The sequence below is a fragment of the Acinetobacter sp. Li1LvA2 genome, from assembly GCF_056156705.1.
Genome location: NZ_JBSICF010000002.1, coordinates 113,381 through 126,936 on the forward strand (window position 1 = coordinate 113,381; position 13,556 = coordinate 126,936).

General features: G+C 38.2%; 10 protein-coding genes and 2 pseudogenes. 5 read left to right on the plus strand and 7 right to left on the minus strand.

All coding sequences use genetic code 11. From position 1 onward, the window contains the following. Positions 1-13: 13 nt before the first annotated feature. Positions 14-640 (minus strand): hypothetical protein, encoded by a 627-nt coding sequence (locus tag ACS604_RS05090; protein ID WP_474770489.1) that lies wholly within the window; start codon positions 638-640, stop codon positions 14-16. A 108-nt stretch (positions 641-748) separates the two neighbouring features. After that, positions 749-1,693, minus strand: coding sequence for an alpha/beta hydrolase (locus ACS604_RS05095; protein ID WP_474770491.1), 945 nt, complete (start codon positions 1,691-1,693; stop codon positions 749-751). A gap of 184 nt (positions 1,694-1,877) precedes the next feature. Between ACS604_RS05095 and pheA the strand changes: the two genes are divergently transcribed. The 5 genes and pseudogenes from pheA to ACS604_RS05120 all read left to right on the plus strand — a co-directional run bounded on the left by pheA (position 1,878) and on the right by ACS604_RS05120 (position 9,126). After that, complete coding sequence (pheA, locus tag ACS604_RS05100) at positions 1,878-2,987, plus strand: prephenate dehydratase (RefSeq protein WP_003650703.1); 1,110 nt, start codon at positions 1,878-1,880, stop codon at positions 2,985-2,987. Between the two features lie 107 nt (positions 2,988-3,094). Continuing rightward, on the plus strand, positions 3,095-5,341 hold the full coding sequence (locus ACS604_RS05105) for a bifunctional prephenate dehydrogenase/3-phosphoshikimate 1-carboxyvinyltransferase (protein WP_049837095.1): 2,247 nt from the start codon (positions 3,095-3,097) through the stop codon (positions 5,339-5,341). Between the two features lie 127 nt (positions 5,342-5,468). Next, positions 5,469-5,852 carry a hypothetical protein gene (locus tag ACS604_RS05110; RefSeq protein ID WP_474770493.1) on the plus strand — a complete coding sequence of 128 codons (384 nt, stop codon included), beginning with the start codon at positions 5,469-5,471 and terminating at the stop codon, positions 5,850-5,852. Between the two features lie 233 nt (positions 5,853-6,085). Beyond that, a pseudogene (locus tag ACS604_RS05115) lies at positions 6,086-7,516 on the plus strand (formylglycine-generating enzyme family protein). A 149-nt stretch (positions 7,517-7,665) separates the two neighbouring features. Then, on the plus strand, positions 7,666-9,126 hold the full coding sequence (locus ACS604_RS05120) for an aminoacyl-histidine dipeptidase (protein ID WP_474770495.1): 1,461 nt from the start codon (positions 7,666-7,668) through the stop codon (positions 9,124-9,126). Positions 9,127-9,159: 33 nt separating this feature from the next. Here the strand turns inward: ACS604_RS05120 and rtcA are convergent, their stop codons facing one another. From rtcA to ACS604_RS05145, 5 genes and pseudogenes are all read right to left on the minus strand, one after another. Beyond that, on the minus strand, positions 9,160-10,206 hold the full coding sequence (gene rtcA, locus ACS604_RS05125) for an RNA 3'-terminal phosphate cyclase (RefSeq protein WP_474770497.1): 1,047 nt from the start codon (positions 10,204-10,206) through the stop codon (positions 9,160-9,162). Positions 10,207-10,466: 260 nt separating this feature from the next. Then, positions 10,467-10,925, minus strand: coding sequence for a DIP1984 family protein (locus ACS604_RS05130; RefSeq protein ID WP_353157348.1), 459 nt, complete (start codon positions 10,923-10,925; stop codon positions 10,467-10,469). A gap of 12 nt (positions 10,926-10,937) precedes the next feature. Then, a pseudogene (locus tag ACS604_RS05135) lies at positions 10,938-11,030 on the minus strand (DUF7684 family protein); the annotation flags it as partial. A 4-nt stretch (positions 11,031-11,034) separates the two neighbouring features. Beyond that, complete coding sequence (locus ACS604_RS05140; protein WP_086262597.1) at positions 11,035-12,303, minus strand: RtcB family protein; 1,269 nt, start codon at positions 12,301-12,303, stop codon at positions 11,035-11,037. 251 nt (positions 12,304-12,554) lie between these two features. Beyond that, positions 12,555-13,532 (minus strand): ribonuclease Z, encoded by a 978-nt coding sequence (locus ACS604_RS05145; RefSeq protein ID WP_474770498.1) that lies wholly within the window; start codon positions 13,530-13,532, stop codon positions 12,555-12,557. Positions 13,533-13,556 lie beyond the last annotated feature (24 nt).

Genomic DNA, 13,556 nt, shown 5'->3' on the forward strand with positions numbered 1-13,556 from the left:
GTTTTGTTTTTAGCTATTTAGTCTTCTGTTGAATGACAGGATAGTCTTGTTGTTTCGGTAATTGCTGTAATTCATGATTCATCTTTCTTAAAAACTCATCTGCTTCATCTTGATGAAATGAATCTTCGGTGTATTCACTACGTTCTTGAAAGACGACACCACAACCAGTTATTTTCATATTTTCAGGATTAAATGACCAATCATTTGGATTCTTTAAGTTAATGTTTAAATCACTTTCACAGCTTTTCCATAAACGTAAAAAATCATTTGATAACTCTGCTTTAAATCCTCGTGCTGGATAGACCGAGAAGCCTTTCATTTCGGGATTAGAAAACTGTATAAACATGTCTACTGGCATACCGCCCCAAATGATTGCTGTATTTTCTGGTAAAGCAATGCCTGATAAATTTTTCTCTTTTAAAGCATGCGTTTGCTCAAATTTCTCTCTGAAATTTTGGGCCTGATAGGTCAGCTTGGTTTGAGGTGGAATTGGAATACCGCGAACTTGATTACTGACAGTTGTCATATAGTATGGAGAATTATCAGTACCATTGCATCCTGCGATTAAGGGGCAACCGCCGCAAGCCGTTAAACTAAAACTTGTAAGACCCAGTAAGCCTAAAACAATAATTTTATTCATTCTATTTTACTGTTGTTATGACATATTGGGTCAGTATAACCAATCTATGCATTAAGAGGTCTATCTTTAAGAACAACGAAATAATCATATTTAAATATAATTATGTTTTTACTTGGCTGGCTGCTGCACTGGCCCATCAAACAAGGATTTACAGCTTTCTAGGTCTTTGCACGAAGCAAACATAAGTGCTTTGGGTAGACTTGCATACAAATTTGTAATGTGTTGTTCAGCCGGGTTATAAAAATGCCAATAAGTAAATTGATCTGAACGTTTATTTTCCAGAGCTTTAAAGAAATCTGTTTCGTTAAATTTATTATCAAGTTGAGTACGTGGCCCGCCTTGTTCATGTGTACCGACCGTGGTCAAAAGCATCGGAGAATTGCTTTGTTTTTGACTTTGCCAATGATTTAACTTTTGAAATAACATGCCTTGGTCAAACCAAAGAGAAGGGCTGGCAGCAAAATAACGCTGAAATGCATCTGGCTTTTGAAAAAAATGATAAAGAACCAACAAGCCTCCAAAAGAATGTCCATATAGACTCTGTTGTTGACTATTAACTGGAAATTGTTTTGCAATTTCTGGTTTGAGTTCATCATTTAAGAAATTGATGAATTTGTCAGCACCACCATATTTATATTTACCTTGTGCCTGAAATTCAGCAGAAGGTTTTGGTGTGTAATCATAAGCGCGTTTTTGCACATCAAAAGTTTTTTGCTGCGGGTAACCAACCGCGACTATCATGAGTGGGTCTAGGCCTAATTTTGCTGAACCTGCACCAATAGACTGGGCAATATTGGCAGCACTTGGAAATGTGGCATTGCCATCTAATATATAAAGTACTGGATAACCATGTTGGGGTGGGGCAACGGGTGGTTTATAAATTTGAATAAGATAATCATGGCCTGTATTTTTAGATTTAATTTGAAATTGTGCCTGATTATTTTGAAAAACGATTTTTGATTGATTTTGTGTGGAAGTTTGAGCCAAAACAGAGCTGTTTATTAATGAGCTCAAAAGGAAACAGCAAGGTAAAAAGAAAAATGATTTATGCATAATGAGTGATAATAAAATTTATTACGCAAATGATAAATGAAAATCATTATCAAATAAAGCAATTCAAGGAATGTGCGTAAAAAGGTTAATGAAAAAAGCTCTTACAGCTATATTGCCTAACAAATCAAAGCAGACTATTGTTATACTCTCGTTTAAAAGATGATTTTACTGAGGCTGCATTCTAATGATCAACGATGATCAAAACAAAACGACTTCTCTTAGTTTAGAACAAATTCGCGAAGATATTGATAGCGTGGATCAACAGATTCAAGAGTTATTAAATCGACGCGCAAGCCTTGCTGAAGCTGTTGCGAAAGCTAAATTTGCATCCGAAGAGAATCCTTTGTTTTATCGTCCTGAACGTGAAGCGCAGGTCTTACGTAAAGTGATGGAGCGCAACCAAGGTCCTTTGTCTGATGTAACCATGGCGCGATTGTTCCGTGAAATTATGTCTGCTTGCCTCGCTTTAGAAGCACCGCAAAGTATTGCATTTTTAGGGCCAGAAGGTACTTTTACTCAATCTGCTGTGCTTAAGCATTTTGGTAAGGATGCGGTTGTACGCCCACTTCCAACGATTGATGAAGTCTTCCGTGAAGTGGAAGCAGGTAGTGCACATTACGGTGTAGTTCCAGTCGAGAATTCATCTGAAGGTGTTGTAAACCATACCTTAGATTGCTTTAAAACATCGAATTTAAATGTGATTGGTGAAGTTGAATTACGTATTCATCATCAATTTCTTGTTTCTGAAAATACACGTAAAGACAGTATTAAGCAGATTTATGCTCATCAGCAAACTCTGGCCCAATGTCGCCAATGGTTAGATGCGCATTATCCAGGTGTTGAACGTGTTGCTTTAAACTCAAATGCAGAAGCTGCACGCCGTATTCGCAACGAATGGCATTCGGCAGCGATTGCATCTGATATTGCAGCAGGCATGTATAACCTTGAAATCTTACATAGCAATATTGAAGATAATCCAGAAAATACCACGCGTTTCTTAGTGATTGGCCGTGAAAAAATTCCACAAAGCGGCAATGATAAAACATCGTTATTGATTTCAGCACATGACCGTGCGGGTGCTTTACTAGAAATTTTAGCACCATTTGCAAAACATAATATTAGCTTAACAAGTATTGAAACTCGTCCAGCATTACCTGAAAAGTGGGCATATGTATTCTTTATCGATTTAGAAGGTCATATCGAACAAGAGAATGTTGCTGCTGCGATTAATGATATTCGCCCAATGGTGAAAGAGATTCGTATTTTAGGTTCTTATCCTGCTGCTGTTCTGTAATCACTTATGTTGGAATAATGACATGCATCAAGATAAGCATGTCATTATGCTTAAAAACAAATTGCTCAATGGTTTAAATAACTTTGAGCAAAAGCAAAGTTGAAGTTATGTCACAACCCCTATTTAAAAAAGTTGCATTTATTGGTTTAGGACTCATCGGGTCGAGTTTAGCTCGTGTTATTGTTGCAGAAAAGTTGGCCACAACTGTTGTTGCATCTACACGCTCACAGAAAACTTTAGAAGATGCAAAATCACTTGGCTTAATACAAGAAGGATTTTCTGATCCTGTTGAAGCCGTGAAAGGGGCAGATTTAGTTGTTTTAGCCTTGCCCGTACGTGCTACACAAAAAGTGCTTGAGCAAATTAAACCTTATTTGTCAGAAACCACGATTGTAACTGATGTGGGAAGTACAAAAGGTAATGTCGTTGATGCAGCAAAAGCTGTATTTGGTGAAGATTTACCAGCAGGTTTTGTACCGGGGCATCCTATTGCGGGTAGTGAACACACGGGTGTTCATGCGGGTAAGGTTGACCTATTTGCAAATCACAAAGTAATTTTAACGCCATTACCGACAAGTGCAGAATGGGCTGTTGATAAACTGATTCAACTATGGTCAGCTGCTAAAGCTGAAGTCATTTGTATGGATGTTGCCAAGCATGATGAAGTGCTGGCGCATACGAGTCATCTACCACATTTGATGGCATTTAATTTGGTCGAGCAACTTGCAAACCGTGAAGATAATCTTGATATTTTCCGTTATGCAGCAGGTGGTTTCCGTGACTTTTCAAGGATTGCGGCCAGTGATCCTCAAATGTGGCATGACATTTTTTTTGCCAATAAAACAGCGATATTAAATGCTGTAGATGGCTTCGAAAAGCAACTTACCGTACTTAGAAAATTGATTGAAAACGAAGATTCTCATGCATTAATGGGTTTACTCGGCCATGCTCAGGCAGCACGTCAGCATTTCAATCATATGTTAGCCAAAAAACCTTTAATGGAGAAAAATAAGGTGACACAGCAATTCAGTATCTTACCGGGAAATAAGGCCTTTAAAGGTAAATTTACCGTACCGGGTGACAAATCTGTGTCACATCGCTCCATTATGTTTGGTGCTATTGCCGAAGGCACTACCCATGTAACTGGCTTCCTCGAAGGTGAAGATGCTTTGGCAACTTTGCAAGCTTTCCGTGATATGGGCGTAAGCATTGAAGGCCCTAAAAATGGTGAAGTGACTATTCATGGCGTGGGCATGCATGGTTTAAAAGCACCAGCAAGTGCATTGTATATGGGTAACTCTGGTACAAGCATGCGTTTGCTTTCAGGCATGTTATCAGCACAAAAGTTTGATTCAGTGATGACAGGTGATGCTTCACTTTCTAAACGTCCAATGGAGCGTATTGCTAAGCCATTGCGTTTAATGGGTGCGCAAATCCAGACAACAGGTGAGAAAGGTACACCCCCTGTAAGCATTACTGGTGGTCAACAATTAAAAGCGATTCAATACGATTTACCTATGGCATCTGCTCAAGTGAAGTCTGGTATTTTACTTGCAGGCCTATGGGCTGAAGGTGAAATCTCTGTTACAGAACCAGAGCCAACTCGTGACCATACAGAGCGCATGCTTCGTGCATTTGGTTATGATGTTAAGACTGAAGGCAATAAGATTTCCCTTGTTGGTGGCGGTAAATTAGTGGGTACTGACATTCAAGTACCATCAGATATTTCGTCAGCTGCTTTCTTTATGGTGGGCGCTGCGATTACTGAGGGTTCTGATGTTGTTCTGGAAGCTGTAGGTATTAACCCAACACGTACTGGCGTCATTGAAATTTTAAAACAGATGGGTGCTGACTTGACTGTTGAAAATGAACGTATTGCTGGTGGCGAACCTATTGCTGATATTCATATTAAAGGTTCACGCACGCTTAAAGGCATTCATATGCCTGAAGACCAAGTGCCTTTGGCAATTGATGAGTTCCCAGCTTTATTTATTGCAGCAGCTTGTGCTGAAGGCCAAACGGTACTGACTGGCGCGGCAGAACTTCGTGTGAAAGAGTCTGACCGTATTCAAGTCATGGCTGATGGCTTAAAAATTATGGGCATTGACTGTACGCCAACTGATGATGGCATCATCATTGAAGGCAAAGGTAAGTCAGGTGATTGGTCACCAATCTTTGCTGGTGGTGAAATTGAATCACATCATGACCACCGTATTGCTATGAGTTTTAGTATGGCAGGTCTTCGTAATTCTGGTCCGATTACAATTCAGGGTACTGAAACTGTGGCGACAAGCTTCCCAACTTTCACTGAGTTGGCGAATCGTGCAGGTTTAACAATCGAAGTTAGCCAATAACTTTTGACCTAACACATTTTATAATTGCTAACACAATAGCAACGGCAGCAGCGGGCTAAAGGCTTGGCTGCTGTTTGTTTATTGCTTATGCTAAGCGCAGATAATGATAAAAGTGTTAGGACAAAGGATGAAAAAATTACAATTTATTGCCAGTTGCCCACAACATGGGGTGCTTGATCATCCACCAAATGAATGCCATATCACTCAAGAATATGTAGCGGCTTTACTGTTTAAGCAATTGGGGCATTATGGTTTTGATGCGCAGCACATTGTGCATGAACATGAAAAAGTAGAAGTGAGTATTGATAATCATCTTTTGCCATTATCAATTACTTGCCAGACAACAGACCATGAAGGGCATTTGATGTGTGAAATCTCTGCCAATCCAGATGAAGAACAAGACTGGTTTGAGAAAATTGAAACACAAAGCATTATTCGCCAGCTTGCACAGGCCGTTGAAAATAGTTTGAAAGCCGATCATAGTTTTTCCCAATTTGTTTGGAAGTCTTGATCAATTAAATATATTTTATGAAGTAAGGGTGAACATATTTGTTCACCCTTTTTATTTATTAATATTGATAAGAATTATTTATTTTTGTAGTGACATTATTTAATAAAAATTAACAAACGAAAAAATAATATTGTTTGAATTTTGAACTAATTTTCTATTAATTTAAAAATGCTTTTTAACAAAGAACTACTCAATTTCCTCTTCTTATTTATATTATTTTACAGAGAATTAACATGAAAATAATTTCCAGTAATTATTCAAAAGGCTTTGGTATATTGATTATCTCCTTATTATCAGCGTGTAATAGTGATGATAAAGATACGACCATAAACTCAACAAACCAGAAGTTGCTAGAAGGAACAATTACTTCTTTAGAGAATCTTAAGCAAAATCTAGTATGGCAAGAAAATCAGTGTGATAGTGTCTATTCTAAAGTTATCAGTGAGGCAGCAATTGCTCAAAAATCAGCGGCAGAACTAAGAGCTAATATCGCTAGTTCAAATAATTTGGGAGTTTTTCTTGATAATCAAATTATCCCGAAACTAGCTCAGCTTACCGATGAGTCAACTGTATTAAGAGCGAGGTGTAATGCTCCAGACTATGATGGAACAGGCGTAAGTATTGAATGACCTGCCATGCTAAGGGAAATGTTAAGTGAATGGCAAGGAACAATTAATTTATTAATTCGTCAAATCAATAACCCGCCAAATATGAATCCTTAAATTAAATTAGCGTCATTAACCAACACCAATATTAATCAATCAACTCTAGCAAAGTCTAAATTCAAAGATTGTTCAGATAGTTTTTGTCCAGAAATGACGGTTATTCCAGCTGGTAGCTTTTTAATGGGTGGAAATATAAATGAGCAAGAGCAACAAAATGTACCAGCTCAATCTCGACCATACGAATTACCTCAGCACTTAGTACAAGTCGAAAAACCATTTGCAATGTCAACTTATGAAACAACAATTGCTGAGTTTCAGGCTTTCCAAAAGGAAACTGGATGGGAAGTCGAGGGGTGTCGTAATTGGGAAACACGCAATGGGGTCTTCAATATGTGGTATCGAGATGATTTAAATCCGAATAATTCGGGTATGAATCAAACACCTCAGGATCCTGTTGTATGTGTACGCCGTGAAGATGGAAGAGAATTTGCGAAATGGTTATCTAAAAAAACAGGTCAGACCTACCGTTTACCAACAGAAGTTGAGTGGGAATATGCGGCGCGTGCTGGAACGACAACAGCATATTATTGGGGAGATGACCTTAATCTTGACCAAGCTTGTAAATACGCAAATGTATTAGATCCATCTACAGCGGCAGCATTACCCCAAACCAGTGGTTGGAGTCTATTTAAATGCACGGATGGTTATGCATTTACGTCACCAGTTGGAAAGTTTTTACCAAACAATTTTGGTTTATATGATATGAGTGCTAACGCACGAGAATGGGTGGATGACTGCTGGCATTCAAATTATGAAAATGCTCCTAATGTGAATCGTCGCTGGGGTGAAGAAAATAATGGACAGTGTAATTTCCCAGTTTTACGTGGAGGGGCATGGATATATAACACTTATAACGTGCGAACTGCTTATCGTAATGCGTATGTAACTTCACAAGCTCGTTCAATTATGTGGAGATTCCGTTTGGTTCGTGAAATTTAGCTTTGATTTTTATATCTAATATATTCTACATTTAAAGTCATTTTTTAATTTATCAGCGTCGATTTTAATAAAAGCTAAAACTGCGCTGATAAATTCTTATCTTTCAATAAACCTACGTTTATTAAGAATATTTGTGAGAGTATAAATATATGGTGCCATTTGATTTTTCGAACTTATCTCCTCAAGTAGTTTGGCAGCATTTTCAAACACTTTGCACTATTCCTCGCCCATCAAAGCATGAACAACAGCTTAGTGAGTTTTTAAAAAACTGGGCTGAAAGTCGAAATTTAGAAACTTACATAGATGAAGTCGGTAATTTAATTATCCGTAAGAATGCGACTGCGGGTAAAGGACATGTGTCTGGCGTTATTCTTCAAGGCCATTTAGATATGGTCACACAAGCCAACACTGGCACAGTACATGATTTCTTTAAAGACCCAATTCATCCAGTTCTTGAGGATGGTTGGTTGATTGCTAAAGACACTACCTTAGGTGCAGACAATGGCATCGGGGTAGCTTTAGCCTTGGCAGTTTTAGACTCAAATGATATTGCTCATGGCCCAATTGAAGTTCTTTTAACTGTTGATGAAGAAGCAGGTATGAGTGGTGCACGGCTTTTACAGGGAGGTGTGCTAAAAGGGAAATGGCTATTTAATATTGATACAGAAGAGTGGGGCGAGCTATATCTCGGATGTGCTGGCAGTATTGATGTTGAAGTTGAACAGTCACTTACTTATGAACCACTTCCTGAAAATTTGACGGTTGTAAATATTCAGGTGGCTGGCCTTAAAGGTGGTCACTCTGGTGTAGATATTCATTTAGGGCGTGGTAATGCCAACGTTATTCTAGCCCGCTTTTTAAATGAGTATTTAGCAAAGCTTGGTGGACGACTTGTTGAGTTTATAGGTGGTTCAGCTCGTAATGCACTACCTCGCGAAGCTGTAGCAACTATTGCAATTTCACCTAATCATTTACCAGAACTAGAAAAATTACTCGTTGAATATCAGAAAAACTGGAAACAACAACTACAAGGTATTGATGACAATCTGCAATTAACTATTCAACCTAATAGTGTTGAAGTGGCGGAAGTGATTGCTCAACAACAGCAAGACGAATGGTTACAAGCTTTGGCAACAAGTCCTTATGGCGTTGCAAGTATGAGTCAAGCTCTCTCAGAGGTGGTTGAGACTTCAAATAATATTGGGGTGGTGAGACTAAATAGAGAAGGCGGAAAAGCTGTTTTAATGGTTCGCTCAATGGTGAATCAAGAAGCTCAAGATTTTGCAGAAAAAATTCAGGCACATTTTAGTCAATTTAATATCGCCTCTATACTCACCCCATTAGTTTCAGGTTGGACACCAAATCCTGACTCGGCTGCTCTAAAGTGCTTACAACAAGCCTATCAAAATGCATTTAATATTGAGCCAAATCTCAAAGTGATTCATGCAGGCTTGGAGTGTGGAATTATTGCCGAGCATTATCCACATTTACAGATGGTTTCTTTTGGCCCGGATATTCAAGGGGCGCATGCGCCGGGCGAACGAGTAAAAGTAGACACTGTAGAGAAATGCTGGAAGCTGTTGGTAACGGCTTTGGCATCTGTAGAGTAGTTTTTATAAATAAGAAGCTCAATCATGAGCTTCTTAAACTTTAACCTTTACATGAAAATGATTTGGATTTAACTCGACAAATTCGATTTCACAATCAATAAATTTTTCAATCATGGCTGCTTGGGTACGAGTGTGTTCGCTAATACATTGTGCGGTGAATTCACCACCTTGACCTAAAGCTAAAGGTAGAAGCAATTGATCTGCCAAATACTCATCTGCAACAGCCTGCGAAGATAAATATAGCTTTACATCTTTTGCTAAGTGATCAGCTATTTGCTCAGCACTTTTACGCATTTCACCTAAAGCTGTAAAAAGTTGAGTGTGATATTGATGAGTAACTTTCACATATACTGTATTGCCTTGGCTAATTCCAGTTAAATGAAATTGCTGCTGAGAGCTTAAGTTTAGCTTTTTACTTAATGTCGTTAATTCACGTTGTGCTATTTGAGCTTCTTCTGAAAGATTTAATACAGCTGCAAAAGCTTCATTGCATTGCAAAGCACCACGATCTAATAAATTTAAGCTGTTTCGATGTTGCCATGGCTGAACGGTAACCTGAATTTCACCTGCACCTATCGGAAAAAAGCCAGCTTTATTTAATCTAAAATCGACGTTAATTCCAATCTTCGCTAGAGTAGGTAAAAAGCAGTGTTCAATAAAATCTGCTGTTGGTGCAAGGGGGTTGTGTGTGCCCCCTGAAATGGTGAGTTCGGTAGCTTCATTTTGTAATAACAAAACAGGTAGAAGCGTTTGTAAAACCAGTGTTGTACTACCCGCTGAACCGATTTGAAATTGATATTTACCACTTTGAATATGCTGAGGTGCGAAATATAAACGCTGGCTATGTAATTCAGCACCCTCTATATAAGCTTGGCTAATTTGTTGAGATGCCTGTACACAAACTAAATGTTGACGCATTAGCCCTGGTTTTTTACGTCCTGCACGTATATTAATTAATTCAAACGGTTGGCCTGTAATCATTGAAAGCGCAAGGGTAGTTCTTAAAATCTGTCCACCACCTTCACCTTGTGAGCCATCAATTTGAATGGCTTTTGGCATATTTGCCAAAACTGTATTCACTTCTATTTTCCTTATTTTCTAATTTAATGAACATACTGTCAGTACATGGTAATGCGAAGTAACGTGTAACTTTGCTTTCGACAAAGGTTTGCTAGGTGCATAGTGCTGAGCCTGATAAGTGAATATCGATGCACGGCTCACATGCTGCCATAGCCGCCTGAATTATTTTCAATCCCTCAGATCGGAGTAATGCAGGATCTTGTACTCGCCCAGTATGTCCAAACTTTGATTGTGAAAAATGATTTCACAAAATCTATTGTTTAATCGATTAGATCAATTTGCCAATTAGCAGCCTGAATTTTAACGTTTAAGTCACGGAGTTTTGCACTGATATCATCCGCCTGCTTTTGTAAGCTAGAAACAGGAATGACTTTCTTCCACTTAATTTCACGTGAGCTATAACGATCAGGTTCTCGATGTGTATTGGCAATCGCATCTATTAAAATCTTATGCTGTTCAGCATAACTATCGCGCAAACTTAATAGAGACAACAATACTTTGTCATCTTCTAGTTTTGCTTGTGCATTGGTCAAATGAATACGACAAATCAATTGATTGCTTTCCTGAGTTAAAGCAAATATCTGTTTGATCAGTTCATTTGGATCTTCACTCGGTTCATCACCATCTTGTACCAATACATTGGCATTAATTCGTTGTTTTAACGAAGCAAGCTTTTTTTGTTGATCGCTTCGAAGTAAAAGTGCTTCTGCGAGTTTCATTTTATTTACCTTTTATTCAATATGTACAATCACTAAGTTCGAAATATCTTCTAATTGCATAGTAGTTTTTGCACATTCAGTAATGTCTTCTAAAGTTTCATCTTCACGATTACCCTTTAACACAAACAACTTGTCTTAATGTATAAACCACTTCAACCAAATCGCTTTGGGCTTTCATTACATCTTCAATCGGTTTATATGCCGAAGGAATTTCATCAATAACAGCAGCATCTTTACGGCATTCCACACCTTCAGTTTGTGCAATTTGATCTTCAACAGTAAAACGTCGTTTTGCTTCAGTACGGCTCATAACACGGCCTGCACCATGCGAACATGAACAGAAAGATTCCTGATTTCCAAGCCCACGGACAATAAACGACTTCGCTCCCATTGAACCTGGAATAATTCCGTATTCACCTAAGCGCGCACGGACTGCACCTTTACGAGTGACCATTACTTCTTCACCGTAATGTTCTTCCTTTTCCACATAGTTATGATGACAGTTCACTGCTTCCAAACGTGCCTGAAAAGGCTTTGGTACAATAGTAGCCAAGGCTTTAATCGCAGATTGCATCATGATTTCTCGGTTCTTCATCGCAAAGCGTTGAGCCCAACCTACAGCAAACCAGTAATCATCAAAGTGTTCAGTTCCTTCAACCAAGTATGCTAAATCTTTATTTGGCAAGTTAATGAAATGCTTCTGCATGTCTTTACGGGCAAGTTCAATAAAATGATTACCAATAGCATTTCCTACACCACGAGAACCTGAGTGCAACATAATCCAAACATGATCATGCTCATCTAAACAGATTTCGACAAAGTGGTTTCCAGTACCTAAAGTTCCCAAATGTTTGCGGTTGTTGGTGTTTTTTAAACGTGGGTGTTTTGCGCAAATATATTCAAAATCTGCAACAAGATCGGCCCAAGCTTGATCTACCATTTCTGGTGGAGTTTCCCATGACCCACGATCACGTCCGCGCTTAGTCATTCCATGTGGAATTAATCGTTCAAGTTCAGTACGTAGAGCATGTAAATTATCTGGTAAATCTGAAGCAGTTAAGCTTGTACGGGTTGCCATCATTCCACAACCAATATCTACACCCACAGCAGCAGGAATAATTGCCCCTTTAGTTGGAATCACGCTACCAATAGTTGCTCCTAAACCGAAGTGTACATCTGGCATTACAGCCATCCATTTATAAATAAAAGGCATTTGAGCAGTTTGCAATAATTGTTGTTTTGAGTTGTCATCAACAAGCACGCCTTTAGTCCACATTTTGACTGGCATACTTTTTTCATTTTGCAGAACTTGATAAGAACGTTCTTGCTGCTTTTGTTCAAATTGAGCTTGTTGGTTAATTTCTTCAATGACAGACATTTTCTTTTCCTTTCAAAGCCTGCCTGCCAAGCGTTTGCAGGCAGGTGTTATTCACAATATCCGAATGATGTTGTGTGCTTTGTACTATTGCACTGAATGTGCCAACTTTTTTAAAAAGCATTTAATTTAAGTGTAAATTATTGAAAATAATAAATAAAAATAATTTTATTTTATATCAGATGAATTTTTTTGGCGGTTTTGAATATTGAAAGTATATCTAAAAATATATTTAAATATCTTTTTGGATATATTTAATTAATTGGTTTTACGGTTTTATTGACTTTTAAAAGCTGTCCAGCTTCATTTAAAGTAAATTCATCAAAATCATTTGCTAAATAAAAATGACCTTTATAAAACTGGCGAACTTCTTCGGTAATAGCTTGCTGCCCAGCTTTATCCTGATGTCTAGGGCTAAAATGCGTCAGAATTAAATTACTTAAAGATTGCTGTTCTGCAAATTCAGCCACCATTTTTGCTGAGCTATGCATTGGACCTTTGCCGACTTTATCTAAAACCGTTTGCAAGTAAGTCGATTCGTGAATAAGGAGTTGAGCATCTTTGCAAGCATCAGCTAATAGTTCAGGTTGATCATTATCACCACCTATAATTGCATGAACTTGTTGATTTTGTATTTTGATAAAGTCTTGAGCTTTTAAAGTTTTTCCCTCAAATTCAACATTGTAGCCTCGTTTTAAATGGCCCCACATATCACCTTGAGGTACGCCAAGCTGAGTTAGAGCTTCGGTATCTAACTTCTTCTGAATAGATTTGATATAAATGCTAAAAGCAAAACTTGGAACACGATGGCTTAGTGGATGTGCTTGAACAATGAATTCATTAGTGATCTGTTGTGGTTGTATTGCTTCATTCACATCAATAAATTGAAGGGAATAGGGAAAATGTAAATCTGTAAGTTGGGCAGTGACTTCAAACCATTGCTGAATTTCTTTCGGTGCAATTACGATTAAGGGTTTGCTACGGGCATTCATGCCTGCACTTGCCAATAAACCAACTAAACCATAACAATGGTCGCCATGAACATGTGTAATACAAATGGCAACTAGGTTTTGTAGTGAAAGTTTGGCTTGTTGAATGCGATGCTGTGTCCCTTCGCCAGCATCAATTAAAATCCAGTCCTTATTTTTGCTGTTACGAACTGCTAATCCTGAAACATTACGTGTCAGGGTCGGTACACCTGAAGATGTGCCTAAAAAAGTAAAATGAAGCATATTCTTGGAATTTTTTGGTCAAAT

Coding starts and splice junctions, on each gene's coding strand:
- ACS604_RS05090 (WP_474770489.1), bottom strand. CDS start 640: ATGAATAAAATTATTGTTTTAGGCTTACTGGGTCTTACAAGTTTTAGT.
- ACS604_RS05095 (WP_474770491.1), bottom strand. CDS start 1,693: ATGCATAAATCATTTTTCTTTTTACCTTGCTGTTTCCTTTTGAGCTCA.
- pheA (WP_003650703.1), top strand. CDS start 1,878: ATGATCAACGATGATCAAAACAAAACGACTTCTCTTAGTTTAGAACAA.
- ACS604_RS05105 (WP_049837095.1), top strand. CDS start 3,095: ATGTCACAACCCCTATTTAAAAAAGTTGCATTTATTGGTTTAGGACTC.
- ACS604_RS05110 (WP_474770493.1), top strand. CDS start 5,469: ATGAAAAAATTACAATTTATTGCCAGTTGCCCACAACATGGGGTGCTT.
- ACS604_RS05120 (WP_474770495.1), top strand. CDS start 7,666: ATGGTGCCATTTGATTTTTCGAACTTATCTCCTCAAGTAGTTTGGCAG.
- ACS604_RS05130 (WP_353157348.1), bottom strand. CDS start 10,925: ATGAAACTCGCAGAAGCACTTTTACTTCGAAGCGATCAACAAAAAAAG.
- ACS604_RS05140 (WP_086262597.1), bottom strand. CDS start 12,303: ATGTCTGTCATTGAAGAAATTAACCAACAAGCTCAATTTGAACAAAAG.
- ACS604_RS05145 (WP_474770498.1), bottom strand. CDS start 13,532: ATGCTTCATTTTACTTTTTTAGGCACATCTTCAGGTGTACCGACCCTG.